This is a genomic window from Mesorhizobium bavaricum (genome assembly GCF_056781655.1).
The window spans coordinates 3,738,850-3,764,877 of sequence record NZ_CM165566.1; the positions used below are offsets into that span (position 1 = coordinate 3,738,850).

Here is a 26,028-nt window from a genome sequence, read left to right on the forward strand (position 1 = left end):
GGGCCAGGAAGGGAAAAATCATGGCGAAAGCGGAAAACGCCGAACTCGTGTTCGTGCCGCTCGGCGGCGTTGGCGAGATCGGCATGAACTTCGCCCTCTACGGCTACGGCCCGCCCAGCGCGCGAGAGTGGATCGTCATCGATGTCGGCGTGACCTTCCCAGATGCCAGTCTGCCCGGGGTCGACCTGGTGTTGCCCGACACGCGCTTCATCGAGGAGAACCTCGCCAATCTGCGCGGCATCATCATCACGCATGCGCATGAAGACCATTACGGTGCGCTGCTCGACACCTGGCCGAAGCTGAAGGCGCCGGTGTGGATGACGCCGTTCAGCGCCGGTCTGCTGGAGGCCAAGCGGCAGGGCGAGCAGGGCGCGCCGAAGATACCGCTTACGATTTACCGGGCGGGCGAGAAATTCACCGTCGGTCCGTTCGAGATCGAGGCTATCCCGGTCGCACACTCGATCCCCGAGCCGATGTCGCTGGCGATCACCTCGCCAGCCGGCACCGTCATCCATACCGGTGACTGGAAGATCGATCCGGAACCGACGATCGGCCCGAAAACCGACGAGGCGCGTTTCCGCGCCTATGGCGACAAGGGCGTCCTGGCGCTGATCTGCGATTCGACCAATGCGCTGCGGGAAGGGGAGTCGCCCTCGGAAGTCGCCGTCGGCGAGGGACTGAAGGGCGTCATCCAGGCTGCCAAGGGCCGCGTCGCCGTCACCACTTTCTCCTCCAATGTCGGCCGCATCGTTTCCATTGCCAAGGCGGCGCGCGATGCAGGCCGCCAGTGCCTGGTGCTTGGCCGCTCGCTGAAGCGGGTCATCGATGTCGCCGATGAACTCGGCTACATGGACGGGCTGCCGGAGTTCATCGCCGAGGAGGATTTTGGCTTCATCCCGCGCGAAAACCTGGTCATCATCTGTACCGGCAGCCAGGGCGAGCCTTTGGCAGCACTTGCCAAGCTGTCGCGCGAAGAGATGAAGTCGGTGTCGCTGACGGCCGGCGACACTGTGGTGTTTTCCTCGCGCACGATTCCCGGCAATGAGAAGGCGATCCTCGAGATCAAGAACCGCCTGATCGACCTCGGTATCAAGATCATAGAGGATGGCGATGCGCTGGTGCATGTCTCCGGCCACCCACGGCGCAGCGAATTGCGCAAGATGTACGAATGGGTGCGGCCGCAGATCGGCGTTCCCGTGCATGGCGAGGCAGCGCATCTGGTGGCGCAGGGGTCGCTGATGTCTACCTCCGGCATCGGCCAGGTGGCGCAGGTGCGCGACGGCGATATGCTGAGGCTTGCGCCCGGTCCTGCCACCATAATCGACCAGGTGCCGTTCGGCCGCATCTACAAGGACGGCAACCTGATCGGGACCGATCAGGCGATGGGCATTCGCGACCGGCGCAAACTGTCCTTTGCCGGCCATGTCGCGGTTAATGTCGTGCTCGACGACAAATATGAACTTGCCGGTGACCCTGATCTGGTCGCCATCGGTGTCGCCGAAGCCGATGCCGGCGGTGAGACGCTTGAGGATCTGATGATCGATGCGGCGGTCGGCGCGGTGGATTCGATCCCCCGTCAGCGCCGAAAGGATCTCGACCTGGTGCAAGAGGCGGTACGGCGCGCCGTGCGCGGCGCCGCCAACGAAGCTTGGGGCAAGAAACCGCTGGTAACTGTGTTCGTCACGCGGTGAGGGTGGCAGCCGTTCCCTAGACGTTCAACTGGTAGCTGACGGGAAGCCAGCGAACAGAACCGTCCACCGATTCGATATAGCCCAGACCCGGAAATGGCATGTGATGGCCGGCGACCAGCAGACGTCGCTCTACGGCCATGTTGAGCAGTCGCTTGCGGGTTTCGACGGCTTGGTCCTTGTCGTCATCCAGATCAGCACGCCACTCCGGCCGTTGGACTGACACGACATAATGCAGGAAGGCGTCCGACCAGATGAGCAATTGCTGGCCGTCGCTTTCGACGAGAAACGCCAGGAGCCCGGGGGAATGACCGGCCGCGTCGATGGCGGTAATGCCTGGCACAACCTCATCTCCTGGCGCTATGAATGTCACCTGGTCTGTAAGGCTGCTGCAGATTCGTCTGAATAGATCACGGTTGGCCAACCTGGCCTCGCGCACTGCATTTCCCCCGGTCCAGAAGCTGAATTCCGCTGCGCCGAATACATAGCGTGCCCGTCGAAAAACGGGTTCGCCATTCTTCACGAGCCCTCCGATGTGATCCGGGTGCCCGTGGGTGATAATCACCACATCAATGTCACCCGGTCCGAGCCCAAGGTCCTGCAGGCATTCCAGGAGTGAACTGTCCGCGTCTCCGCATCCGGTGTCGAACAGGATCTTTTCGGAACCGGTGTCGATCAGCGTTGGGATGAAGCAGTGTTCGTAGCGATCGCGGTCGATGAAGTTCGAGACGGCGAGTTCATGCACTGCGGTTGGCGACTGTCCAGGTGCCAGGGCCGACGCAAGGTTGTCGCGAACATCGACGGCATCGAGCAAAGCGGCAACTTTGAAGGAGCCAAGGCTGAACGTGAAAACGCGTGGGCGAGCAGGGTGGGTGTCGAACATTGCCGTTTGTACTTCGCAGTTGTCGATCGGAATAGCCTGGGTCGTGATTTTGAAATCCCTCTGCTCGTTCGAGGGAGTTCGAAGACTGCTCATCAAAGTGCGACAGTGCGCGCCTCGTGAAAGGCTGTTGATATCAGTCGATTTGACGTATGACGCCAGCCATTGGACCCGGGAGGGAAAGCTCGGATATGCTCGGACGCCTGAACCATGTCGCGCTTGCGGTGCCGGACCTGACTGCTGCCGTTGCCGCCTATCGCAACACGCTCGGTGCCGAAGTGACGGAGCCGCAGGTACTGCCGGAGCACGGCGTCACCGTGGTGTTCGTCAATGTCGGCAACACCAAGATCGAACTTCTGGAGCCGTTGGGCGAGGGCTCGCCGATCGCCGCCTTCCTGGAGAAGAACCCTTCCGGCGGCATGCACCACCTTTGCTATGAGGTCGACGACATCCTGGCCGCGCGCGATCAGCTCAAGGCTGCCGGCGCGCGGGTGCTGGGAGACGGCAACCCGAGGCTAGGTGCGCATGGCAAGCCAGTGCTGTTCCTGCATCCGAAGGATTTCTTCGGTACGCTGATCGAACTGGAGCAATCATGAGCTGGGTTTCGTTCACCGCACTATTCTTCGCCACCTGGTGGATCGTGCTGTTCGTCGTGCTGCCGTTCAGCGTCAGGACACAGGAGGACGATCACAATGTCACGCTGGGCACGGTTCCAAGTGCGCCGCGCGGGCCGCACATGCTGCGCGCCGTCCTGCGCACCACCGTCGCCACGGCGGTTCTCATGGGCATTTTCTATGGCCTGACGAAAGGCTTGGGATATAGCCTCGACGAGGTCCCGCACATCATTCCGGAATTCAGCCAGACCCCAACGAAATAGACCGTTTTCAGGCCTGCGCTTCAGCGCATTCGAGTCGACACGACATCGCCTGAGGCCGCGGCGATTCTGGTCTTGCGCCGGCTGACGCAAGGTCAAGTGGTTTGTCAGTTTTTGGTGCTAACCAGATGTTTGCACAAAAAAAATGCAAGGCACGAGGCCTTGCAATTTAAACGCGTCCGATCTGTTTCCGGTTTCCGGCGGCAGCGAGTAACCGCGCCTAGATCGCATCCTCCCAAGACTTTGACCGCGTAGGAGAGCAGATTTTTCTCTACCCTCTCGGTTATCGGGGCACACTAGCCTAAGGCGAATGAAAATGTCACGAAGAATTTTGCCTCGAAACAGGCATTCTCGTGCTGCACTGCACAATAGTGTGGCAGGCTTTGCTTGGGAAACGACCAGTAAGACGCCGCGGCACTGCGGCGCCTTGGAGCGCCGCGCGTCCGCGGGACGCACAATGGGGCTCCAACAGTTTCGCCCCCACGCATCGTGCCTTTCCAAAAACCGGTTTCCGATTTTCGGGCCGATGCGTCCGGGTTTCCATTCCGCCATGAAATGGCTATGAAGCCGGGGCAAGCAGCCCGTGTCGCGCCGATTCCCGCGCGGCCATCCTCACTCACGGACCAGTCCATGCGTTTGTCGCGCTATTTCCTGCCTATCCTCAAAGAAAACCCGCGCGAGGCCGAAATCGTCTCGCACCGGCTGATGCTGCGCGCCGGCATGATCCGCCAGCAGGGGCAGGGCAGTTTTTCGTGGCTGCCACTCGGCAAGCGGGTACTGGACAAGGTTTGCCGCATCATCCGCGAGGAGCAGAACCGCGCCGGTGCGCTGGAAATCCTGATGCCGACCATCCAGTCGGCGGATCTGTGGCGCGAAAGCGGCCGCTATGACGATTACGGCAAGGAGATGCTGCGCATCAAGGACCGTCAGGACCGCGACATGCTTTATGGTCCGACCAACGAGGAAGTGGTCACCGAGATCGTCCGCGCCTATGTGAAGTCCTACAAGGACCTGCCGCTCAATCTCTACCACATCCAGTGGAAGTTCCGCGACGAAGTGCGGCCGCGTTTCGGCGTCATGCGTTCGCGCGAATTCCTGATGAAGGACGCCTATTCCTTCGACCTCGACTTCGAGGGTGCAAAGGCGGCCTACAACAGGATGTTCGTGTCCTACCTCCGGACCTTCACCCGCATGGGTCTGCAAGCGATTCCGATGCGGGCCGACACCGGACCGATCGGCGGCGATCTCAGCCATGAATTCATCATCCTTGCCGATACCGGCGAGAGCCAGGTCTACTGCCATCGCGACTATCTTTCGCTCGATGTGCCCGGCGAGAAGACCGACTTCGCCAACGACGCCGAGATCGGCGACATCGTCAAGACATGGACGACGCCTTACGCCGCCACCGACGAGATGCATGACGAAGCGGCGTGGGAGAAGATCGGCGACACCGACAAGGTTTCGGCGCGCGGCATCGAGGTCGGCCACATCTTCCATTTCGGCGACAAATACTCCAAGCCGATGGGCGCCAAGGTGACCGGGCCTGACGGCAAGGATCATTTCGTCTCCGGCGGCTCCTACGGCATCGGCCCGTCGCGCCTGGTCGCGGCGATCATCGAGGCCAGCCATGACGACAACGGTATCATCTGGCCGGAAGCGGTGGCGCCGTTCGACATCGGACTGATCAACATGAAGGCGGGCGACGCCGAGTGCGACCGCGTCTGCGACGAGTTGCATGCCGCATTCGTCGCCGCCGGCAAGGATGTGCTTTACGACGACACCGACCAGCGGCCGGGTGGCAAGTTCGCCACCGCCGATCTGATCGGCCTGCCTTGGCAGGTCATCGTCGGGCCGCGCGGCGTGGCTGGCGGCGAAATCGAGATCAAGAATCGCAAGACCGGCGAGCGCGAGACGCTGCCGATCGCCGCTGCGAAAAAACGCTTCGGTGTCGCCGCATGAGCGACGTGGCGGCGGCAAGAACGGTGGGCGCCGGGCCCTTTTCCATCTTCGAGCGCATGGTTGCCTGGCGCTACCTGCGCTCGCGGCGCAAGGAGACGGTGATCTCGGTGATCGCCTCGATCTCCTTCCTCGGCATCATGCTGGGGGTCGCCACGCTGATCGTGGTGATGGCAGTGATGAACGGCTTCCGGGCGGAGCTGTTGACGCGCATTCTCGGCGTCAACGGCCATCTGATCGTGCAGCCGCTCGATTCGCCGCTTGAGGACTATGCGCAGGTCGCCGGCCGAATCAACGGCGTGCCCGGCGTCAAATACGCCATCCCGCTGATCGACGGCCAGGTGCTGGCGCAGGGCAATGTCGGCGGCGGAACCGGCGCGCTGGTGCGCGGCATCCGCGGCGAGGATCTCGGCAAGATCGCCATCGTCTCCAGCAACGTCAAGCAGGGCTCGCTCGCCGATTTCGACACTGGCGAGGGCGTCGCCATCGGCAAGCGCATGGCCGAGAATCTCGGCCTGGCGCTCGGCGATACCATCACCTTGATTTCGCCCGACGGCGATGTGACGCCGCTCGGTACGACGCCGCGCATGAAGGGCTACAAGATCGCAGCGATCTTCGAGGTCGGCATGTCGGAATATGACAGTTCCATCGTCTACATGCCGTTTTCGGAGGCGCAGCTCTATTTCAACATGGACGGCCGGGCGCAGACGATCGAGATCTATGTCGACAATCCCGACGACGTCGACGCGCTGAAGCCGAAGGTGGAGGAGGCCGCACAGCGGCCGATCGACCTCGTCGACTGGCGCCAGCGCAACGAGACCTTCTTTTCCGCCCTGCAGGTCGAGCGCAACGTCATGTTCATGATCCTGACGCTGATCGTGCTGGTGGCGGCGCTGAACATCATTTCGGGCCTGATCATGCTGGTGAAGGACAAGGGGCATGACATCGCCATCCTGCGCACCATGGGGGCGTCGCGTGGCGCCATCCTGCGCATCTTCCTGATGACGGGGGCGGCGATCGGCGTGACCGGCACGATCGCCGGCGTGCTGCTCGGCGTGTTGATCTGCACCAACATCGAATCCATCCGCCAGTTCTTTTCCTGGATGACCGGCAAGGTTCTGTTCAACCCGGAGCTCTATTTCCTCAGCCAGCTGCCGGCGAAGATGGATCCGCGCGAGACGACCTATGTCATCCTGATGGCGCTCGGGTTGTCCTTCCTGGCAACGGTGTTTCCGGCGTGGCGAGCCGCCCGGCTCGATCCCGTCGAAGCCTTGAGGTATGAATGATGGCCGAGGCCATTATCGAGCTGAAGAGCGTCGAGCGGCACTACGTCCAGGGGCCGCGCAAGCTCACCATTCTCAACGGCGCCGATTTCTCGCTGAAGCGCGGCGAGATGGTGGCGCTGGTGGCGCCGTCAGGCACCGGCAAGTCGACGCTGCTGCACACTGCCGGCCTGCTGGAACGTCCCGACGCCGGCGACGTCATCCTGGCCGGCCGTGCCTGCGGGCGGCTCTCCGATGACGAGCGCACGGCGATCCGCCGCAACGATGTCGGCTTCGTCTATCAGTTCCATCACCTGCTGCCGGAATTCTCGGCGCTGGAAAACATCATGATGCCGCAGCTGATCAAGGGGCTGAGCCGCAAGGAGGCGTCCGAGCGCGCCGCACAGCTGCTCGACTATATGCAGATCGGCAAGCGCGCGTCGCACCGTCCGTCCGAGCTTTCCGGCGGCGAGCAGCAGCGAGTCGCCATTGCCCGTGCGGTTGCCAATGCGCCGCTGGTGCTGCTGGCCGACGAGCCGACCGGCAATCTCGACCCGGTCACCGCCTCCTATGTGTTCGAGGCACTGGCGGCGCTGGTCAAGCAATCGGGCCTCGCGGCGCTGATCGCCACCCACAATCACGAACTGGCATCGCGCATGGACCGGCGCGTCACACTGGCCGATGGCAAAGTGGTGCCGCTCGGCTCGGGCTGACCTCAACCTGGACAGGACCTGGCGGGCTCGCGGACAGCCCGCCTTCAGAGCGTGATTCCATTCGGTTGGCCCATCGCACGCTCTTCAACCTTTTCTTAACCCTGCCGATCTGATCGCCCGGAAATTCGGGATACAGCCGGATTCCGATCGTTGACATTCGAACAAAATTAGAACAAATTGCGAACATATCAACAACAGGAGAGAGTTATGACCGATCTGGTTCAGGATGTCATCTCGCTGGTTTGCATGAGCACTTTTCTCATTTCCATGGCGATCTGGATCGGAGCCATGTGAATTGGCGTTGAGGACGTGGCGCGAACGTAAGCGTCCCTCGGGCGCGCCACTCCTCACCTTAACCCTCTCCCCGTGAGGAACGGGGAGAGGGGGCTTCGACCTTGGCGCCATGCCTCCATTGCGGCGCTGATGCGGATGGCTCGCAATCGGGAAGCGGTTCCGCCGTTAAGCCTTTCTTGCCGCCGCGACGTTAGGGTGTGCCTTCCAGGACAGGGAGCAGCGTCGCGTGTCGCCCATCGTCACGGTCATCCTCGTGGCCAGCAATCTCGGACTGATCTTTCTCTTGATGACCGTGCCGCTTGGTTTGCGCACGATCAGGCTCAGCCGCGTGGTAGCGATGGACCGGCAGCGCCTCTGGCAGGCGCTGTGGCCGCTCGGCAGTGACGCCGGCTGGTCCGGTGAGATTCTTTCGGCAGAGGCGCTGGACGCGGAGGGCATGGCCCGCATCATGCTGTCCTGGGAAGGACGCGACGGCAAGCCGATCGAGCGCAAGTCGCAGTTTGATGACGTTGTCGAGGGCAACCGGTTCTCGATGCGGGTTATCGAAGATACCGCGCTCGACACCTCGTTCTGGAAGGATTTCCGCGAGACCACCGAGCTCGTTTCCGAAGGCAGCGGCACGCGGGTCACGCTTGGCCAGACCGATCGCTATCGCGGCTTAGCCTTCCTGGTGTTTCGCTATTTCGCCATGCGCCGTGAACTCTCCAAGCTGCAGCGCTGGGCAAGGACCGGGCAGTATCGCAAGGGCGGCTGGTTCGAGCATCCGCTCAGCCAGGTCGGCTTCGCCGCGCTGTCGGCATTGATCCTGTGGCCGTTCTTCGGTCTTCATCCCGGCGGGCTTGCGCTGGCCGCGATCTTGACATCGGTGGTGGCCCTGCACGAGCTCGGACACATGGCGGCGTTTCGCCTGATGGGTCACAGCAAGGCGCGGATGATCTTCATCCCGCTGCTCGGCGGCATCGCCATTGGCGGGCGGCCGTATGACAGCCGTTTCGAAGTGGCCTTCGTGGCGTTGATGGGCGCCGGCTTTTCTGCCTTCCTGGTGCCGGTTGTCATCGCCGCCAGCACCTTTGCCGGGGCGGAGGGACATCGCCTGGCGGCGACGCTGCTGGCGGCGCTGGCGGGCTTTGCTGCCCTGTTCAACATCGCCAATCTGGTGCCGGTCTGGAAGTTCGATGGCGGCCAGGTGCTGCGCCAGATCTGCCCGGGGCCGATCGTGCTGGCGGTGGCCTCGTTCTCTCTGCTTTCGGCCTTCCTTGCGCTTGGCCGGCAGGCCGGCTTTTCCCCCGGCTTTCTGCTCGCGGCGGGCGCGGTCTTTTCAATCCTCAGCCTGCTGACGATGAGCAGCGGGGTCAAGCCGCGCCACGAACTGAAGCCAATCCGCACCGTCGACCGCCTCGTCATCGCCGGCGCGCTGCTGGCGGTGTTCGCCATCCATGGCTATGGCGTCTTGTGGGCGTCCGCGCAGCTTATTTGAGCTTGTCCGGATCAGAAAGCTTCAACCGGCTTTGCGGGCGGCCTCGACAGGCAAAGCCGTGGCAGGACCGAACACGTCCTCGAAGGCGGATTTCAGGGCCAGGTCGAGGTCGGCCATCGCAATGGGAAGGCCGAGATCGACGAGGCTGGTGACGCCGTGGTCTTGCACGCCGCACGGCACGATGCCGCCGAAATGGTCGAGATCCGGTTCGACATTGATGGCGATGCCGTGAAAGCTCACCCAGCGGCGCAACCGGATGCCTATTGCGGCGATCTTGTCTTCGGCCGGTGAGCCATCCGGCAGGGCAGGGCGATCCGGCCGCACCACCCAGACGCCGACCCGGTCCTCGCGGCGCTCGCCCTGCACGTTGAAGGCGGCGAGCGTGCCGATGATCCATTGTTCGAGCGCGGCGACAAAGGCGCGGACATCCTCGCGCCGCCGCTTCAGGTCGAGCATCACATAGGCGACCCGCTGACCCGGCCCATGATAGGTGTATTCGCCGCCGCGTCCTGCCGAAAACACCGGGAAGCGGTTGGCGTCGATCAGGTCCTCGCTGCGGGCGCTGGTGCCGGCCGTGTAGAGCGGCGGATGTTCGACCAGCCAGACCATCTCGCCGGCGGCGCCGCTTCGGATCGCCTCGGCCCGCGTCTCCATGAAGGCCAGCGCATCGGGATAGGCGGTGAGGCCGGGCTCGATGCGCCATTCGACCGGTGCTGAACCGGGAAGCGGCAGGAACGACGTGGCAATCTGGCTGCGTTCTGGCATGGCTTTTCGTTTTTTCGTTTATGCATGTCGTGATCCCAAAACCGCCTTGCACTTTCGGGCGACATGCATTTGCCTTCCATATGGCGATATCAGGCCGAAACGTCCAGTTCCGGCCCAACATTCCAATCCTGTGGAGCGTTGTGCCAATCGGTGGAGATTATTGCGTTCCGCGCACTTGTTTCGCCGGAAACGATTTGCTACACGCCGCGAGCCGGTCGGTTCCGGCTCCTACCACGTGCGGTCGTGGCGGAATTGGTAGACGCGCAGCGTTGAGGTCGCTGTGGGGCAACCCGTGGAAGTTCGAGTCTTCTCGACCGCACCAAAATTTCCCTGACAGATTGCTTCTGGCGAGCCGGGTCGGCAAGCGACGGCACGTCGTGGTCACAAGGCTTCCCGAGGATCGAAACGGCAGCGGCAGCGCGTCATTCAGACCCGCCGCCGCTTCGTTTTTTCAGTTGCCCCGGAAGCCCGGCGTGATCGTGGCAATCAGGCGGCCTCTTCATCCGGGCCAGAGTATCGGCCACGACTTCCCCGAAGGAGGATGGCGTCGGTACGATGACCTCTTTCAGGATTTCGACCTTTTCCTGCGCCGACTCGTAGGTCGCTCGGCAAAAGCCGGACCTATCCCGTCCAGCCAAGGCCGGCCGAGATGCAATTGATCGACACAAGCAGAGCGTCGGTCGCCCGCTTTTGATCCGCCGTGCCGGTATTTGCCCGAACTTCACGCAGCAGATCGACCTGCAGTCGGTGAATGTCGTCCATCTGTCGCCGCAGATTGTCGAAACGCCGCTTGAACATCGGAAAGCGCGCGGAAAGATCGCCTCCCGTGAGGTCACCAATCAGGCGTCGCGTCAACTCGTATTCGGCGGCGATGCGGGCGTAGATTCGTCGGGCCGCGTCGCTGTCGGACACCAGGCGGGCGTAGAGCCCCGCGATCTCCATGTCGGACTGGTAAAGCGTCTTCTCGGCCTCGTCGACGATCAAGCGGAAGAAGCGCGAGTGCTCGAACATGCGAGCCAGAAGTTCGCGCCCGGCCTCGCCGCGCACAGCGACGAAAGAGCTAAGCGCGCTGCCGATGCCATACCAGCCGGTCAACAGATGACGGTTCTGGCTCCAGGCGAACACCCATGGAATGGCGCGCAGGTCAGCAATGCCGCTGGCGCCGAAACGACGCTCCGGCCGTGAGCCCATTTTCAGGAGCGCCAGCTCCGCGACCGGGCTTGCCTGGTTGAAATAATCGAGGAAACCGGGCTCGGCCATCAATCTGGCGTAGGAAGCCTGCGACATGCCAGCCAGCGCTTCCAGCGCTTCGTCGAACTCCGGCGTTTCCTTCGGCTCGACGTCGCCGGGCGATCCGACACCGTGGGCCAGCACGCCAGCGGCGAGAACCTCGAGTTGGTTGAGGCCGGTGCCGCGATTGGCGAATTTCGACGATACGACCTCGCCCTGCTCCGTCACCCGCATGGTTCCGGTGACAGTGCCTTCCGGTTGTGCGGCGATCGCCCGGCCGGTCGGCGCGCCGCCACGGCTGACGGAGCCGCCGCGACCGTGAAAGAAACTGATCCTGACGTTGTTCTTGCGCCCGACCGCAGCGAGGCGCGTTTGCGCTTTTGCCAGTTCCCAATTGGAAGCCAGGAAACCTCCGTCCTTGTTGGAATCTGAATAGCCAAGCATGATTTCCTGGCGCGCGCCGAAGTCCCGCACCGTCCGCCTCACCAGTGAAACGCCGAGCAATCCATTGAGGATGCCCGGTGCGGCCTGTAAATCGGCGATGGTCTCGAACAACGGCACGATCCGCAGCCTGATTGTGCCGCCGCCAGCGGGCGCGGTTGAAAGTCCGCAATATTGCGCCAGCAGATAGACCGCGAGCAGATCGTCGGCCGAGCGGGTCATGCTGAGAACGAAAGAGCCGACTGCGTCAGCATCCGAGTTGGAGATGTGATCGCGGATAACGGAGAATGTCGAAAGCAGTTCACCTGCTTCAGGCGAGAGCCGGCCTGCGTCGATCTCCAGCCGCTCGCCCTGGCTGATGGCTGTGCGAATGCGCGCCGACCATTGCGGCGTGCCGGCTGCGACCGGATCGGCGGGATTTGCCAGCGCAAACAGCTCGGCCAGCACCCGGTTGACGACCGTGGAGTTCTGCCGGATGTCGAGCGAGACCGTACGGAAACCGAAGCTTCCGACTTGCCAAAGCAGAGGCTGGATGAAACGCTTGGCTACCGCGCGACCGCCGATCGCTTCGAGAACGGAAGATAGCCCATTCAGATCAGCCCGAAACGCCTCTGCCGAGAGATATGCCGCCGGACCGCCGTCTCGCGTGGCCTCCAAACGGGCAAACAAGGCCGAAGCGAACTGGCGAAGCGGTTCGTCGGGATTGCGGGCGGCGATCACGTGCGCCAGTCCGGTTTTCTCAAGGGCCGTTTGCAGCACTGGCTTGAAGCTGGCCGGCAGGTCGATGACGTTGGAGCTGGCGCTGAGCACCGTCACCAGCCGCTGCACCTGCGTCAGATACCAGCCTATGGCGGTGTTGCGGTATTCGGCCATGGCATGGGCGGTGACTGCGGCAGTCACATTTGGATTGCCATCGCGGTCGCCGCCGATCCACGAGGCATAGCGCATGAATGAGGGAATTCTGATCGGCTCTCCCGGATAGTGACGCTCGAAGGCGTCCTGAAGCTTGCCATAGAGTTGCGGCGTTGCCTCGAAGATGACTTCGCGAAAGAAATGCAGGCCCCAGGCGATTTCGCCCTCGACCGTCGGCCGCTCCAGCCGCAGCTCGCCCGTCATCCACAGAAGCTCGATCTCGCTTTCCAGATCGGTGACCAACAGGGAGCGTTCGCGCGGCGCCCAGCGCGGCTGGTCGAGCTCGGTCAGCTTGCGATAGATGCGGCGGTGGATCTCCAGCACCGTGACGCGTTTGGCCTCCGTCGGGTGCGCGGTCATGGTCGGGCCGACGCAAAGCTCATCGAGCGTCGCCTGGACTTCCGGCGCCGAGTGGCCGTTCGCCGCCATCTGCGCGATCACGCTGGCGAAGGACCCGGGCACTTCGTCGACACCCGCGCCTTGTTCGAGTTCGCGGCGTGCCCGCATGGCAAGCAGCTCGTCTGCTATCGTCAGCAACTGGAACCATACGCCGCTCGCCTGAAGCGCCGGGATGCGCTGCTCCGCGGCGAGGGAGACGAGCGACCTGCGTCCGGCCAGAACGGCGGCGATCTCGGGCTCACGCGCGCTTGCGACCTGAAGCAGCAAGCGCAACAAAAGGCTGCGCTCGTCCTCACGAAAGTTGATGCGTCTGCTCTGTTCCAAACCCGTTTCCTGCTTCGTCGCGCCGATGCCGCTGTAACCGCCCTCTGAATCGAGGGCGGCGCCTGCTGTCAGGCGACCCGGTCGGGCACCGGGCGACCCTCGAAGAAGGCGGTCAGGTTCTCCACCACCTTCATGCCCATTGCCACCCGCGTTTCCTCGGTCGCACTCCCGAGATGGGGCAACAGCACTACGTTCTCCAACTGCTTCAGCGTCTCCGGAACGGTCGGCTCGTCGGCAAAGACGTCGAGACCCGCCCCAGCGATCTCGCGCCTTTCCAGTGCACCGATCAGGGCATCCTGGTCGACGACGTCGCCGCGCGCCGTGTTGATCAGGAACGCGTCGCTTTTCATCGACCGCAAGCTTCGAGCATTGATGAGATGGCGGTTTTCCGCGCCGCCCGGACAGTGCAGCGACACGAAATCGGATGCTGCGAGCACATCTTCCAAAGTTGGCATCTGGACCGCGCCCATGGCGCGCGTCTCGTCGTCATCGACCGGGGACCGATTGAAGAACACGATCTTCATCCCGAAGCCGAAATGCGCGCGCCTGGCTGTCGCCTTGCCGATGCGCCCCATTCCGACAATACCCAAGGTTTTGCCCGACACCTTCGCGCCGGCCATATGGGTTGGCGACCAGCCCCGCCACTCTCCGGCCCGCACCTGCCGCTCGCCCTCACCAGTCCGACGCGCGACAGCCAACAGCAAGCTGAGGGCGAGGTCGGCGGTGCAATCGGTCAGCACGCCCGGGGTGTTGGTCACCACGATGTCGCGGTCGCGGGCTGCCGCGACATCGATATGGCTGAAGCCGACGCCGAAATTTGCGATGATCCGGGTGCGGGCGGCGTTCTTAGGAAACACCGCAACAGGTAAGCGGTCGCTGACCGTTGCCAGGATCGCGTCAAAATGCGCGAATGCCGATGTCATTGCGGCAGGGCTCAGCGGCGTATCGCTGGCATTGAGCGTCGTGTCGAAGCGCTCGGCGAGGATCGCTTCAACGGGGGCCGGCCATCTCCGGGTGACAATCAAACGCGGTTTCATCGAATTTCCTGCCGATCGATGGGCCGCGATGCATCCGCCAACCCGAAACAGACTGCACATTTTGCGCTATGCGCCCTTCGCCCGGTCGGCCATCACGCCGCCTTCTTCATCCCGGCCAAAGTATCGGCCACGACCTCACCGAAGGACGATGGCGTCGGCACGATGACGACGCCGGCCTCTTTCAGGATTTCGACCTTTTCCTGCGCCGACTCGCCGAAGGCCGAGATGATGGCGCCGGCATGGCCCATGCGCCGGCCCTTCGGCGCGGAAAGCCCGGCGATGTAGGCGATCAGCGGCTTGCGCATGTTGTCGCGTGCCCAGATCGCGGCTTCCGCCTCCTGCGGTCCGCCGATCTCGCCGATCATGACCACGGCATCGGTTTCGTCGTCCTGTTCGAACAGCTTCAGCATGTCCTTGAAGGACGAGCCGTTGATCGGATCGCCGCCGATGCCGACGCTGGTGGAGACACCGATGCCAAGCGCCTTCATCTGCGAGGCGGCCTCATAGCCGAGCGTGCCCGAGCGGCCGACGATGCCGACGCGGCCGGGGAGATAAATGCTGCCCGGCATGATGCCCATCAGTGCCTGTCCGGGCGTGATCACGCCGGCGCAGTTCGGCCCGATCAGCCGCATGCGGTCCTCGAAACGGTAGCGAAGCATGTAGCGCTTCACCTGCATCATATCCTGCGAGGGGATGCCGTCGGTGATGCAGACGCAAAGCTTTATGCCGGCATCGGCGGCTTCCATGATCGAGTCGGCGGCGAAAGGCGGCGGCACGAAGACGATGCTGGCTTCAGCGCGGGTTTCGCGAACGGCGCCCTTGACGGTGTTGAAGACCGGCAGGCCGAGATGCTTCTGGCCGCCCTTGCCGGGCGTCACGCCGCCGACGAGCTTGGTGCCGTAGCGCTTCATGTCTTCGGCATGGAAGCTGCCGATCTTGCCGGTGAAGCCCTGGACGATGACCCGCGTGCCGCGGTTGAGCAGGATTGCCATATTTTTCAGCTCCCTCAGCTTGCTTTTTTGAGCGTTGCCGAACGCCAGGCGGCGACGGCTTTTTCGGCGGCTTCCGCCAGCGTTTCAGCGACGATCACCGCCTCGCCGGAATCGGCCAGGATGCGGCGCCCTTCCTCGACCTTGGTGCCGGCAAGCCGCACCACCAGGGGAACGTTGACCCCGACTTCGCGGATCGCCTTGACGACGCCCTCGGCGACCCAGTCGCAACGGTTGATGCCGGCAAAGATATTGACCAGGATGGTCTCGACATTCTTGTCGCCGAGCACGGCGCGGAACGATTTCGCGACCCGCTCGGGCGAGGCGCCGCCGCCAATGTCGAGGAAGTTGGCCGGCTCGCCGCCGGCGATCTTGATCATGTCCATCGTCGCCATGGCGAGGCCGGCGCCGTTGATGATGCAGCCGATGTTGCCGTCGAGGCCGACATAGGAGAGGCCGCGGTCGCTGGCGAAGGTTTCGCGCGGGTCTTCCTGGCTCTTGTCGCGCAGCTCGGAGATTTCCGGCCGCCGGAACAAAGCGTTCTCGTCGAACGACATCTTGGCGTCGAGCGCGACGAGGTTGCCGTCGCGGGTCACCACCAGAGGATTGATCTCCAGCATCGACGCGTCGTAGTCGCGGAACACCTGGTAGCAGCTGAAGATGGTTTCGGTTGCCTTGCCGATCAGGTTCTGATCCAGGCCGAGCCCGAAGGCGATTTCCCGCGCCTGGAAGCGCTGCATGCCGACTCCCGGATCGACCGTGGTCCGGATGATGGAATCCGGCGCCCGCTCGACGATGTCCTCGATCTCCATGCCGCCGGCGGCCGACGCCACGATCATGACGCGCTCCTCTTTGCGGTCGAGAACGAAGCCGACATAGAGCTCCTGCGCGATGTCGACGGCCTCCTCGAGATAGAGCCGCGATATCAGCTTGCCGCGCGGGCCGGTCTGCTGGGTCACCAGCTTGCGGCCGAGCATTGCTTCGGCCGCATTGGAAATCTCCTCGTCATTGGCGCAGAGCTTGATGCCGCCGGCCTTGCCGCGGGCACCGGAATGAACCTGCGCCTTGAGCACCCACTTGCCGCCGCCGATCTCACGCGCCCGATAGGTTGCCTGCTCGGGGCTGTAGGCGAGGCCGCCGCGCGGAACATGAATCCCGTGGCGGGCAAGCAGTTCCTTGGCCTGGTATTCGTGAATGTCCATCTCGTCCTCCCAAAAACCTTCAGTGCGCGGCGGCGTTCGGCTGTTCTTGACTATCAAATTGGCCGGCGCGTTCGATGGCTTCGTTGACCACCAGCACATTGCGCGCCATGCGTTCCGACGCCGCGTCGATCATTTTGCCGTCGAGCGCCGCGGCGCCCTTTCCGAGCGCCTCCGCTTCCTTGAGCACTTCCAGGATGCGCCTGGCGCGGACGACTTCCTTTTCCGGCGGCGAGAACACGCTGTTGGCTAGCGCGATCTGCGAGGGGTGGATCGCCCATTTGCCTTCGATGCCAAGTGCCGCCGCGCGCCTTGCCGCCGCCGTGTAGCCCTCAGGGTCCGAGAAATCGCCGAACGGCCCGTCGATGGCGCGCAGGCCGTAGGCCCTGCAGGCAACCGTCATCCGCGACAGGGCGAAATGCCACTGGTCGCCTGGGTAGTCGGGATTGAGGCCGCCGATGTTGACGGTGCGCGCCTTGTTGCTGGCAGCATAGTCGGCGACACCGAAATGCATCGCTTCCAGGCGGCCGGGCGTAGCGGCGATCGCCTCGACATTGGCCATGCCGAGCGCCGTCTCGATGAGGGCTTCGAGGCCGACGCGGGTCTTGTAGCCCTTGGCCATCTCGATCTGGTTGATCATGGCCTCGACCATATAGAGGTCGGCCGGAACGCCGACTTTCGGCACCAGGATGGTGTCCAGCCGGTCGCCGGCCTTTTCCATCACGTCAACCACGTCGCGGTACATGTAGTGCGTGTCGAGGCCGTTGATGCGCACCGAAACGGTCTTGCCCTTGGCGCGCCAGTCGATGTCGTTGAGCGCCTGGATGATGTTCTTGCGGGCGCGTTCCTTGTCCGGCGGCGCCACCGCGTCCTCGATGTCGAGGAAGACGAAGTCGGCGGCGCTGTTCGCCGCCTTATCGATCATCTCGGGACTGGAGCCGGGAACCGCGAGTTCGCTTCGCTGCAGCCGGAGTTTTTTCAAATGGTTGATCGTGTGGCTCATGATCGCGTTCTCCTCACGCCGCCTCGGCGACAGGTACCCCAGCCGAGGCACGGAAGTGCTGGATGGCGGCGCCGACGCCCGAGCCCGGCGCCAGCCGGACGCCGCAATCGAGCAGCGCCATTTCCGCCGCCGACAGCGAGGCGAGCACCATCACCTCGTTCAGCCAGCCGAGATGGCCGATGCGGAAGACCTTGCCGAACACCTTGTTGAGACCACCTCCGAGCGAGGTCCGGTACGTCTGGTAGGCGCGCTTGACGACGTCGGCGCTGTCGATGCCTTCCGGCACCAGAATGGCGCTGACGGTGTCGGAGTGCCATTTCGGCGCCTTCGCGCAGAGCTTCAGGCCCCAGGCGTCGACCGCCTTGCGCACCCCTTCCGCGAGGCGATGGTGGCGGACGAAGATGTTGTCGAGCCCTTCCTCGGCGATCAGATCGAGCGAGGCGCGCAGGCCGCGCAGCAGTTGCGTCGCAGGCGTATAGGGGAAATAACCGGCGTCGTTGGCGCGGATCATGTCCTCGAACGAGAAGAAGCAGCGCCGGTGGGTCGCTACCCTGGAAGCGACGAGCGCCTTCTTGCTGACCGAGAGGAAGCCGAGGCCGGCCGGCAGCATGAAGCCTTTTTGCGAGCCGCTGACGGCGCAGTCGACACCCCATTCCTCCTGGCGGAAGTCGATCGAGCCAATCGACGACACGCCGTCGACAAAGAGAAGGGCAGGATGGTTCGCCGCGTCGAGTATGGCGCGGCAGCCGGCGACATCGCTGGTGACGCCGGTCGCGGTCTCATTCTGTGTGCAGAAGACTGCCTTGATGCTGTGTGCCTTGTCCGCCTTCAGTCTTTCCGCGTAGAGGTCGAGCGGCACGCCGGTTCCCCACTCGCAGTCGATCACGTCGACCTCGAAGCCGAGCCGCTCGGCCATGTCGACCCACAGATGCGAGAACTGTCCGAAGCGCGACATCAGCACGCGATCACCAGGGCTGAGCACGTTGGTCATCGCCGCCTCCCAGGCGCCGGTCCCCGACGACGGGTAGATGAAGACGCGGCCGGTCTCGTTCTTGAAGACTTTCTTGATGTCCTCGAACAGCGGCAGCGTGAAATCGGGGAACGATGCGGCGCGCATATCCTCCATCGGGAGGTTCATCGCTTGCCGGACCTGCTCCGGAATGTTGGTGGGTCCTGGAATAAAAAGGTGGGTGAACCCAGCCATGCGCGAAACTCCTCCGAAGTTAGAGATTTGTGGAGGGAGTGTCGTCTCGACGGCGAGGGGCAACAACACCTTGGTGGGTAAGTTCTCGCCGCGCGCGGGTGGGACGAGCCTACCCACCAGGCCTACCCGGTCGACCTACCCGATAGGCAGCCTGGGACTGCGACGCTTTTCGCTCGAATAGAGCGCGACGGCCATCGCCCGGTTGCGGACGTCAAGCTTGTCGTAGAGATTCTTGAGGTGGTATTTCACCGTATTCTCGGAAATTCCGGTGCGCGTCGCGATCTGAAGGTTGGTCCAGCCGTCGGAAAGCACCGCCAGCAGTTCGCGCTCGCGAACCGTCAGCTGCGCCAAGGGCGTGTCGTTGACCTTGTTGATGTCGATGTAGGGGATGCAGATGCGGCCGTGCGCGACCGCCAGGATCGTCTCGAAGATGATATGCGGGTCGTCGAACTGGAAGCAGTAGCCTTGAGCCCCAAGCCGCACGCACTGCTTCAAGATGCCGATGTCGTGGTCATTGGAGAACACCGTAATGCGCACATCGAGCTTGCGGCTCTGAACCTCGGCCAGAACGTCCGCGCCGTCCATGTCAGCGAGCCTCCAGCCGATGACCGCGACATCGAACTTGGTCTTCACCGCCAGATCCAGGAGTTGCTTGCCGCTCTGCACGGCGCTCAGCAATTCGAAGCGTCCGTCGCATTCCAGCATTTCGCGCAGCGCCGATATGACAAGCGGATTGCGCTCGGCGACAACGACGCGAACGCGTTGCTGTCCTGATGTGGCCTCTTTCGTTGTCGCCGACCTTGCGCTCAAGGGCTTCCGTTCTGGACCGGTTGCGGACATGGGGCGGATCCGGCTGATATCCGGACCCTGTGCCATGACAATCGCCGCAACCGGACAAGGGTGCTCTTTCCCCAGCGACATGCGCTGTCGCGCCACCTGAACCGATATCCCGTTGGTTTTGACAGGGCAGGCATTGTCAGACTGGGCATGGCAATGCCGTCTTTCCCGTGAAGAAAGCCAGGTAGGAGCGCGCGCATTTCATTTGATATTCCGTGCGTTAGAGCGGCAAATTACCAAATCGATTCATGCTGCCGCGCTATCTCTGGAATGAGCGTCGGATTTTCGCAAAAACCGGTTTCCACTTTTGAGGCCGATGCTCTAGACCTGAGACGCACCTTTTCCGGGATTGCGATGGCGGGAGGCGCCGGTGGAAGGCCAGGACGAACGGACGACCGGCGCCAGGGCCGCTGACGACGCCCACGCCGATATCTATGGCGAGGACGGCGCCGTCCTTTCGTCCTTCCTTGCCCAGATCGGTGCGGCGATCGCCGACCGCGACACGCTCACGCTCAAGCATGAAGTCGACCACCTCCACCAGTCTGAGCTCGGCGACCTGCTCGAGGCGCTGCACCCCGAACAGCGCCGCGTGCTGGTTGAGTTGTTGGGCGCCGACTTCGACTTTTCTTCGCTGACCGAGGTCGACGAGGCGATCCGTATGGAGATCGTCGACAATCTGCCCAATGCGCAGATCGCCCAGGCCGTGCAGGAACTCGATTCCGACGACGCGGTCTACATTCTCGAAGACCTTGAAAAGGAAGACCAGGACGAGATCCTGTCGCAGCTGCCGTTCACCGAACGGATCAGGCTGCGCCGCTCGCTCGACTATCCGGAAGAGACGGCCGGGCGGCGCATGCAGACCGAGTTCGTCGCGGTGCCGCCGTTCTGGACGATCGGCCAGACCATCGACTACATGCGCGAGGACAAGAACCTGCCTGAGCGCTTCAGTCAGATCTTCGTCATCGATCCGACCTTCAAGCTGCTCGGCGCTATCGACCTCGACCAGATCCTGCGCACCAGGCGCGCGGTCAAGGTCGGGGAGGTCATGCATGAGACGCGACACGCCATTCCCGCCACCATGGACCAGGAAGAGGCGGCGCGGGAATTCGAGCAGTACGACCTTTTGTCGGCCGCCGTCGTCGACGAGAACGAGCGGCTGGTCGGCGTGCTGACCATCGATGATGTCGTCGACGTTATCCAACAGGAGGCCGAAGAAGATCTGATGCGCATGGGCGGTGTCGGCGACGAAGAGCTGTCCGACAGTGTCTTTTCCACCTCGCGCTCGCGCGTTCCCTGGCTGTTGATCAATCTGCTGACCGCATTCCTGGCGGCGTCGGTGATCAGCCTGTTCGACCGCACGATCGAGCATATCGTGGCGCTCGCGGTGCTGATGCCGATCGTGGCCGGCATGGGCGGCAATGCCGGCTCGCAGACGATGACCGTCACCGTGCGGGCGCTGGCGACCAAGGATATCGACATCTACAATGCCGGCCGCATCATTCGCCGCGAGATGGGCGTGGGCTTCATCAACGGCATCGTCTTTGCCATCCTGATCGGCATCGTCGCTGCGATCTGGTTCCACGACAACAATCTGGGCGGCATCATCGCGGCGGCGATGATCATCAACATGTTCGCGGCCGCCTTGGCCGGTATCCTGATCCCGCTGCTCCTCGACCGTTTCAAGATCGATCCGGCGGTCGCTTCGGCGGTCTTCGTCACCACGGTCACCGATGTCGTCGGCTTCTTTGCCTTTCTCGGCATTGCCACGTGGTGGTTCGGGGTGCCGTGAAGGCGCCCTCAATTGACTTTTACGTAAATGCCGTGCGAGGCTTGCGCGGGGCGCCGTGTTGATTCCAGCATGGGTTTGGTTCGGGACAGAAGGCGACGCCGCATGGCAATCGCCCGGGGTTCCGGCGAGTGGGAGTGACAATGCGGGAATATTATTCGATTACCGAGCTGACCCGCGAATTCGATGTGTCGACGCGGACGCTGCGATTCTATGAGGACGAGGGATTGGTGCAGCCGGTGCGGCGCGGCCGCACGCGGCTGTTTCGCCCGTCCGACCGTCACCTCATTCGCCAGATCATGCGGGGAAAAAGGCTCGGCTTCTCGATCAACGAGATCCGCGAAATCATCCAGATGTACAAGGAGCCGCCCGGCGAGGTCGGTCAACTCAAGCTGATGATCAAGCGCATCGAGGAAAAGCGCGAGGATCTCAGGCAGAAGCGCCGCGACCTCGAAGAGACGCTGGCCGAACTCGACCAGGCTGAGGAATCCTGTGTCGAGCGGTTGGTCGAGCTCGGCGTCAATACGTAACGCATGCTTAAATCCAGCGCCGCACTCTTTTGGCGTAGTCCCTGTATTTCTTGCCGAATTTCGCTGCCAGCACCTTTTCCTCGCCCTCGATGGCGACCTTTTGCGTGGCATAAGCCGCGATGAATGCCAGCGGCAGGAACCATGCGATCCCGGAGACAAAGGCGACGCCGATCAACAGCAGCGTGTTGGCCAGATACATCGGATTGCGAGTGATGCCGAAAGGACCTGTGGTGACCAGATGATCGGGCACCGCGTTGGGGTTAAGTGTTGTCTTGGCCCGGATCATGGTGCGGATGGCGGTGAACCAGAGTGCCGCGACGCCGAACAGGGCCACCCAGCCGGCGGCGAACAGGATATCGCCTAAGAGGTCACCGATCCAGGGCAAGGGATAAAGCAGGCCGAGTGCGATACTGATGGCGATGGCGGCGATGTAGATTAGCGGCGGCCACGGTATGAGCCCTGCCTTCGGCTGGTTCTCGGTCATTTGACCCCTTCCTCCGTCATCTTGTCGTCGGTCTTGGCGGTGCACATGCCGGCGAGATCGGATATATGCGCCTTCCATTCGGCAGTCTGGTCGTTGTTGTAGAGCCGATCAAGTGAGGCTTCACCCTCGAGCGTATCGAGCATGCAGACACAGTAGCTCGAACAGAATTCGGTGTCGCGCGACTGCTCGCAAGACAACTGGCACGTCTTCAGGAAGTTCACCTGCGGGGTTTCGACCTTGGCCGGCATCACTTGTACGAACAGCCACACACAGCCGATCAGCAGTGGCTGATGGATCAGGTAGAAGGCCAGGCTGTGGCGGCCGATGAAGACCAGCGGGTTGGCCCAGCGACCGGGTGCCAATTCGGCAAGCCGGGCAAGCAGGCCCGAAGCGGCGGCGAGTTTCGTCACCGCGATGCCTGCAAGTACGGCGCCGAACCACGGAAACAGCGGCACATAATCGTTGGATCGCGGATTGATCGCCGAGAGGCCGATCCACCACAGCCAGGGATGGTCGAAGGCCTCGAAGCGCAGATAGACGGGCGCGGCGATGACCAGCGCCGCCACAAGCAACGTCAGCAGCGCCGGTGGCCGCAGGAACAGCAGGCCGAGCAAGCTGGCCACTGCGATCTCGTGCAATATGCCGAAGAAAATGAAACCGTCCGGGGTGGCGATGCGTGTGGCGACCGAAATCGCGATCGCCGCTCCAGCGACCATGGCGAAACGCTTCCAGAAGCCGTTCCAGCGGATTTTTCGGCCATGGGCGAGGTACAGGCTGACGCCGACCAGGAACAGGAAGGTCGATGCGATGCAACGCGCGTAGATCTTCCACCAGCCGAAGGCGGTGAGGCCGGGATCGGTGTAGCCGAAGAATTCCAGATCCCAGGTGAAATGGTAGCTCGCCATGGCGATGAGCGCGATGCCGCGCACGATGTCGATGGCGACGATGCGCTTCGGTCGATCCTGAACGGGTGCGGTCGGTGTGTGGATGCTCATGGTCTCGTATTCTGATTCAGCCCCGCACGACGACTATCACGGTTGCCCGGGACAAAAGAAGGCCGGACGCTTCGGCAGATGCTGGATCAGGCGCCGCTTTAGGCCAGTGCCGGAAAGCCTTTGGCCGACTTCGCTTTTTGCCGGATAGGCGTCGGTTTCCTCTTATTGGCGCCGGGATCACCACGGCAGATTTGGCCCGGTGATTCTGCTTTGGGGAAGCAATGTCCACCCATGTGCGCCATCCGATCTGGCTACCGGCCCTCAAGGCCGCGGATGCGCGCACCTTCGCGTCGCTCTATGCGGTTGAATCCTTCGCCCGGGCCACGGTGTCGAGCGTCATCCCGATCCAGGCCTACGAGATCCTCCACAACGAGCAGATCGTCTCGATCCTCTACACCATCGTGGCGATGCTCGGCCTGTCGGTGACGCTGTTCATGCCGATGCTGATCCGCCGCTTTGCCCGGCGCTGGGTCTACACGGCAGGCGCCTGCCTGCTGGCCATCGGCTCGCTGTTCTTCGTCACCCACACGCTTGCCGGGCAACTGGCCGGCATGCTGTGCCGGGTGATGGGCGCCAGCGCGCTGTCGATCACGCTTAACCTCTACATCATGGACCACATCCGCAAGACCGACTTCATGCAGGCCGAATCGCTGCGCATGGCGTGGTCGATGTTCGCCTGGACCGGCGGACCGACGCTCGGCATCTTCCTCTACACGCGCTTCGGCATCTATGCCGCGCATGGCGCGGTGGCGGTGTTCGCGATGGCCTTGCTGGTGCTGTTCTGGACCTACCGGCTGGGCGACAACCCGTCGATCCGCCCGGGCAAGTCGCGGCCGGCCAATCCGCTCGCCAATATCGGTCGCTTTGTCGCCCAGCCCAGGTTGCGGCTGGCCTGGCTGATTGCCTTCGGTCGCTCCTGTTTCTGGACGACGTTCTTCGTCTACGGGCCGCTGTTCATGGTCATCACCGGCGAGGGCAAGTTGGCCGGCGGCCTTTTGGTTTCGGCCGGCAATGCGCTGCTGTTCATGGCCATCTTCTGGGGCAAGGCGGGAAAGCGCTTTGGTGGCCGGCGGACCATGACATTTGCCTATTTCGCCATGTCGGCCATGCTGCTGGCGGCGGGTGCGGTCGGCGAAACCGTGCCGCTGCTCACCGGTGCCTTCTTGCTCTGCGGCGCTTTCTTCACCATTGCGCTCGACGCTCTGGGCTCGACCGCCTTCATGCGCTCGGTGCGATCTTATGAAAGGTCGCAGATGGCGGCGGTCTACCGCACCTATCTCGACTTTTCCGAACTGACGCCGCCGCTGGTCTATTCGGTCGTGCTGGCGTTCTTCGGGCTGGGCTCGGTGTTCGTCACGCTCGGCCTGCTGGCGGCGATTTGCGGCTTCGTGACCTGGCGGTATCTGCCGAAATCGCTGTGATCTTCAAGGCTTGGAGGGAACGGCTGCGTGCCGCTCGCGGACCCAGTTGTGGAAGCGGTGCAGATCATATTCCTCGGGCATCAGCACACCGGCTTCGTGGCGCGTCGAGCGCAGGCCTTTCTGGTTGACCTCGCAGATCGCCGCATCCTCCTCCAGCACCTGTTTGCCGAGGGCGACGATGTTGTCGATATCGGTTGCCTCAAGCGCTTCGGGCACAAGCAGCCATTCGGCGACAAGCTCGGTCTGCTCGGGGCCGAGCGGCACCAGCCGCACGGTCCTGACATAGTCGACATGCCCCACGACGAACATCGACGGCAGGTTGGTGGCGTAGGTCTGGCCGGCGGCGCGCTCGGCAGGTGTCAGGCCGGCAAAGACCGGCCCGTGCGCCTGGCCGTCGCGCGACCAGGTCTCGGCGCCGGCGCGCAGACCGCCGGAAAACTCCGGTGCGTCATTATCGGCGTGGCGAGCCCAATCGGGATCGTCGTGCCGGCCCATCAGGCCGCGGCCATAGATCGGCACCAGCCGCGACAGATCCTTGTGGACGCCCGGACAATGCAGGCACTCGTTGAAGTTTTCCCAAAAGATCTTCCAGTTGCAGTTCATCACCTTGCGCAACGCATGGCCGGTCACCAGCGGTTCCAGCGGCCAGTTGGCGAGACTGCCGGACGCCGGATCGAAGGATGATTCCGCCGAGCCGGCGGCGTCTTCGGCGAGATTGACGAAGACAAAACCGCGCCACACCGACAGTGCCACGCGATAAAGCGGGTGATCGGCCTTGTCGAAACCGTCCGGCAGCGATTTCGACGGAACGCGCACGAGATCGCCGCGCAGCGAATAGGACCAGGCATGATAGGGGCAGGTGATCAGCCGCGCCTTCAGCCGGCCTTCGCTCTCCTGGCAAAGCTGCGAACCGCGATGGCGGCAAGTGTTGTGGAAGGCGCGCAGTTCGCCGGTCTCGTCACGCAGCACGACGATTTCCTGCGTGCCGACGCGAAAGGTGCGGAAGCAAAGCGGCTGCGCAAGGTCTGCCTCGCGGCAGACGAGCAGCCAGCTTCTGTACCAAATGGCGTCGAGGTCGCGCTGATAGCTGCCCGTATCCCAATAGGCCGATGATGGCAGCGTCGGTTCGGCCCGGGTCAAGCCGTTGTAGGGATCGCGGTCGCTGGCAATGGGCTGCATGGCTGGCTTCCTCTAGAGTTGCTAGCCGACACCCGGCCACGGGAATTGTCAATTGTTGGGCCGGTGCCCGATTTGTGCACTTTCGGCGACAATGCATTCTTGCATCATGCATGTCGTGATCCCAAAACCGCTCCGCACTTTCGGCGACA

Annotated in this window: 22 protein-coding genes, 1 tRNA gene and 1 pseudogene; 11 read left to right on the forward strand and 13 right to left on the reverse strand. The window is 63.0% G+C overall.

The genetic code is table 11. From position 1 onward, the window contains the following. Positions 1-20: 20 nt before the first annotated feature. Entirely contained in the window at positions 21-1,691 is a 1,671-nt protein-coding gene (locus AC1RZR_RS18325; RefSeq protein WP_379096315.1) for a ribonuclease J, read from the forward strand. Between the two features lie 16 nt (positions 1,692-1,707). On the opposite strand, the gene AC1RZR_RS18330 is transcribed toward AC1RZR_RS18325, so the two are convergent. Further along, positions 1,708-2,571, reverse strand: coding sequence for an MBL fold metallo-hydrolase (locus tag AC1RZR_RS18330; protein ID WP_481825514.1), 864 nt, complete (start codon positions 2,569-2,571; stop codon positions 1,708-1,710). A gap of 188 nt (positions 2,572-2,759) precedes the next feature. On the opposite strand from AC1RZR_RS18330, the gene mce reads away from it, so the two are divergent. The 6 genes from mce (at position 2,760) to AC1RZR_RS18360 (ending at position 9,144) form a co-directional block, all read left to right on the forward strand. Then, complete coding sequence (gene mce / locus AC1RZR_RS18335) at positions 2,760-3,164, forward strand: methylmalonyl-CoA epimerase (RefSeq protein ID WP_481825515.1); 405 nt, start codon at positions 2,760-2,762, stop codon at positions 3,162-3,164. After that, positions 3,161-3,445 (forward strand): DUF1467 family protein, encoded by a 285-nt coding sequence (locus AC1RZR_RS18340; protein ID WP_481825516.1) that lies wholly within the window; start codon positions 3,161-3,163, stop codon positions 3,443-3,445. Before mce ends, AC1RZR_RS18340 begins: the two co-directional genes overlap by 4 nt. A gap of 627 nt (positions 3,446-4,072) precedes the next feature. Then, entirely contained in the window at positions 4,073-5,401 is a 1,329-nt protein-coding gene (gene proS / locus AC1RZR_RS18345; protein ID WP_481825517.1) for a proline--tRNA ligase, read from the forward strand. Beyond that, positions 5,398-6,684, forward strand: coding sequence for a lipoprotein-releasing ABC transporter permease subunit (locus AC1RZR_RS18350; RefSeq protein ID WP_481825518.1), 1,287 nt, complete (start codon positions 5,398-5,400; stop codon positions 6,682-6,684). The genes proS and AC1RZR_RS18350 overlap by 4 nt, the downstream gene beginning before the upstream one ends. Further along, on the forward strand, positions 6,681-7,373 hold the full coding sequence (locus AC1RZR_RS18355) for an ABC transporter ATP-binding protein (protein WP_184873474.1): 693 nt from the start codon (positions 6,681-6,683) through the stop codon (positions 7,371-7,373). The genes AC1RZR_RS18350 and AC1RZR_RS18355 overlap by 4 nt, the downstream gene beginning before the upstream one ends. A gap of 520 nt (positions 7,374-7,893) precedes the next feature. Then, on the forward strand, positions 7,894-9,144 hold the full coding sequence (locus tag AC1RZR_RS18360) for a site-2 protease family protein (protein ID WP_481825519.1): 1,251 nt from the start codon (positions 7,894-7,896) through the stop codon (positions 9,142-9,144). Positions 9,145-9,165: 21 nt separating this feature from the next. Here AC1RZR_RS18360 and lipB read toward each other — a convergent pair whose 3' ends face one another. After that, a complete protein-coding gene (gene lipB, locus AC1RZR_RS18365; protein WP_481825520.1) occupies positions 9,166-9,909 on the reverse strand; it encodes a lipoyl(octanoyl) transferase LipB in 744 nt (247 codons plus the stop codon). 237 nt (positions 9,910-10,146) lie between these two features. On the opposite strand from lipB, the gene AC1RZR_RS18370 reads away from it, so the two are divergent. Then, positions 10,147-10,231: transfer RNA gene (locus AC1RZR_RS18370), tRNA-Leu, on the forward strand. Between the two features lie 172 nt (positions 10,232-10,403). Here the strand turns inward: AC1RZR_RS18370 and AC1RZR_RS18375 are convergent. From AC1RZR_RS18375 to AC1RZR_RS18410, 8 genes and pseudogenes are all read right to left on the reverse strand, one after another. Beyond that, positions 10,404-10,505, reverse strand: a pseudogene (locus tag AC1RZR_RS18375) (succinate--CoA ligase subunit alpha); the annotation flags it as partial. A 25-nt stretch (positions 10,506-10,530) separates the two neighbouring features. After that, positions 10,531-13,215, reverse strand: a complete 2,685-nt coding sequence (locus AC1RZR_RS18380; protein WP_481825521.1) for a phosphoenolpyruvate carboxylase — start codon at positions 13,213-13,215, stop codon at positions 10,531-10,533. Positions 13,216-13,283: 68 nt separating this feature from the next. Continuing rightward, positions 13,284-14,252 (reverse strand): 2-hydroxyacid dehydrogenase, encoded by a 969-nt coding sequence (locus AC1RZR_RS18385; protein ID WP_481825522.1) that lies wholly within the window; start codon positions 14,250-14,252, stop codon positions 13,284-13,286. 92 nt (positions 14,253-14,344) lie between these two features. Further along, the gene (sucD, locus tag AC1RZR_RS18390) at positions 14,345-15,244 is read right to left on the reverse strand and encodes a succinate--CoA ligase subunit alpha (protein ID WP_184873479.1); all 900 of its coding nucleotides are present in this window, start codon (positions 15,242-15,244) and stop codon (positions 14,345-14,347) included. A 14-nt stretch (positions 15,245-15,258) separates the two neighbouring features. Beyond that, entirely contained in the window at positions 15,259-16,443 is a 1,185-nt protein-coding gene (locus AC1RZR_RS18395; protein ID WP_184873480.1) for a malate--CoA ligase subunit beta, read from the reverse strand. A 19-nt stretch (positions 16,444-16,462) separates the two neighbouring features. Next, positions 16,463-17,443: an HpcH/HpaI aldolase/citrate lyase family protein gene (locus AC1RZR_RS18400; RefSeq protein ID WP_481825523.1), complete on the reverse strand. Its 981-nt coding sequence runs from the start codon at positions 17,441-17,443 to the stop codon at positions 16,463-16,465. Positions 17,444-17,456: 13 nt separating this feature from the next. Continuing rightward, entirely contained in the window at positions 17,457-18,647 is a 1,191-nt protein-coding gene (locus AC1RZR_RS18405) for an aminotransferase class V-fold PLP-dependent enzyme (RefSeq protein ID WP_477274884.1), read from the reverse strand. 135 nt (positions 18,648-18,782) lie between these two features. Beyond that, positions 18,783-19,457 (reverse strand): LuxR C-terminal-related transcriptional regulator, encoded by a 675-nt coding sequence (locus tag AC1RZR_RS18410; RefSeq protein ID WP_481825524.1) that lies wholly within the window; start codon positions 19,455-19,457, stop codon positions 18,783-18,785. A gap of 397 nt (positions 19,458-19,854) precedes the next feature. Here AC1RZR_RS18410 and mgtE point away from each other — a divergent pair, with 397 nt between their 5' ends. Next, positions 19,855-21,273, forward strand: coding sequence for a magnesium transporter (gene mgtE, locus AC1RZR_RS18415; protein ID WP_379096359.1), 1,419 nt, complete (start codon positions 19,855-19,857; stop codon positions 21,271-21,273). Between the two features lie 140 nt (positions 21,274-21,413). Then, positions 21,414-21,800, forward strand: a complete 387-nt coding sequence (locus tag AC1RZR_RS18420; RefSeq protein ID WP_006203215.1) for a MerR family transcriptional regulator — start codon at positions 21,414-21,416, stop codon at positions 21,798-21,800. Between the two features lie 7 nt (positions 21,801-21,807). On the opposite strand, the gene AC1RZR_RS18425 is transcribed toward AC1RZR_RS18420, so the two are convergent. Together AC1RZR_RS18425 and AC1RZR_RS18430 are read right to left on the reverse strand one after the other, a co-directional pair. Then, complete coding sequence (locus AC1RZR_RS18425; protein WP_379096379.1) at positions 21,808-22,284, reverse strand: methyltransferase family protein; 477 nt, start codon at positions 22,282-22,284, stop codon at positions 21,808-21,810. Then, a complete protein-coding gene (locus tag AC1RZR_RS18430) occupies positions 22,281-23,279 on the reverse strand; it encodes a heparan-alpha-glucosaminide N-acetyltransferase (protein ID WP_481825525.1) in 999 nt (332 codons plus the stop codon). Before AC1RZR_RS18430 ends, AC1RZR_RS18425 begins: the two co-directional genes overlap by 4 nt. 221 nt (positions 23,280-23,500) lie before the next feature. Between AC1RZR_RS18430 and AC1RZR_RS18435 the strand changes: the two genes are divergently transcribed. Further along, on the forward strand, positions 23,501-24,700 hold the full coding sequence (locus tag AC1RZR_RS18435; RefSeq protein WP_481825526.1) for an MFS transporter: 1,200 nt from the start codon (positions 23,501-23,503) through the stop codon (positions 24,698-24,700). Positions 24,701-24,703: 3 nt separating this feature from the next. Here AC1RZR_RS18435 and AC1RZR_RS18440 read toward each other — a convergent pair whose 3' ends face one another. Then, positions 24,704-25,879 (reverse strand): aromatic ring-hydroxylating oxygenase subunit alpha, encoded by a 1,176-nt coding sequence (locus AC1RZR_RS18440; protein ID WP_481825527.1) that lies wholly within the window; start codon positions 25,877-25,879, stop codon positions 24,704-24,706. Positions 25,880-26,028: the final 149 nt, after the last annotated feature.

Excerpts from the sequence above, each read along its gene's own strand:
- AC1RZR_RS18325 (WP_379096315.1), top strand. The coding sequence starts at position 21 with ATGGCGAAAGCGGAAAACGCCGAACTCGTGTTCGTGCCGCTCGGCGGC.
- AC1RZR_RS18330 (WP_481825514.1), bottom strand. The coding sequence starts at position 2,571 with ATGTTCGACACCCACCCTGCTCGCCCACGCGTTTTCACGTTCAGCCTT.
- mce (WP_481825515.1), top strand. The coding sequence starts at position 2,760 with ATGCTCGGACGCCTGAACCATGTCGCGCTTGCGGTGCCGGACCTGACT.
- AC1RZR_RS18340 (WP_481825516.1), top strand. The coding sequence starts at position 3,161 with ATGAGCTGGGTTTCGTTCACCGCACTATTCTTCGCCACCTGGTGGATC.
- proS (WP_481825517.1), top strand. The coding sequence starts at position 4,073 with ATGCGTTTGTCGCGCTATTTCCTGCCTATCCTCAAAGAAAACCCGCGC.
- AC1RZR_RS18350 (WP_481825518.1), top strand. The coding sequence starts at position 5,398 with ATGAGCGACGTGGCGGCGGCAAGAACGGTGGGCGCCGGGCCCTTTTCC.
- AC1RZR_RS18355 (WP_184873474.1), top strand. The coding sequence starts at position 6,681 with ATGATGGCCGAGGCCATTATCGAGCTGAAGAGCGTCGAGCGGCACTAC.
- lipB (WP_481825520.1), bottom strand. The coding sequence starts at position 9,909 with ATGCCAGAACGCAGCCAGATTGCCACGTCGTTCCTGCCGCTTCCCGGT.
- AC1RZR_RS18385 (WP_481825522.1), bottom strand. The coding sequence starts at position 14,252 with ATGAAACCGCGTTTGATTGTCACCCGGAGATGGCCGGCCCCCGTTGAA.
- sucD (WP_184873479.1), bottom strand. The coding sequence starts at position 15,244 with ATGGCAATCCTGCTCAACCGCGGCACGCGGGTCATCGTCCAGGGCTTC.
- AC1RZR_RS18395 (WP_184873480.1), bottom strand. The coding sequence starts at position 16,443 with ATGGACATTCACGAATACCAGGCCAAGGAACTGCTTGCCCGCCACGGG.
- AC1RZR_RS18400 (WP_481825523.1), bottom strand. The coding sequence starts at position 17,443 with ATGAGCCACACGATCAACCATTTGAAAAAACTCCGGCTGCAGCGAAGC.
- AC1RZR_RS18405 (WP_477274884.1), bottom strand. The coding sequence starts at position 18,647 with ATGGCTGGGTTCACCCACCTTTTTATTCCAGGACCCACCAACATTCCG.
- AC1RZR_RS18420 (WP_006203215.1), top strand. The coding sequence starts at position 21,414 with ATGCGGGAATATTATTCGATTACCGAGCTGACCCGCGAATTCGATGTG.
- AC1RZR_RS18425 (WP_379096379.1), bottom strand. The coding sequence starts at position 22,284 with ATGACCGAGAACCAGCCGAAGGCAGGGCTCATACCGTGGCCGCCGCTA.
- AC1RZR_RS18430 (WP_481825525.1), bottom strand. The coding sequence starts at position 23,279 with ATGAGCATCCACACACCGACCGCACCCGTTCAGGATCGACCGAAGCGC.
- AC1RZR_RS18435 (WP_481825526.1), top strand. The coding sequence starts at position 23,501 with ATGTCCACCCATGTGCGCCATCCGATCTGGCTACCGGCCCTCAAGGCC.
- AC1RZR_RS18440 (WP_481825527.1), bottom strand. The coding sequence starts at position 25,879 with ATGCAGCCCATTGCCAGCGACCGCGATCCCTACAACGGCTTGACCCGG.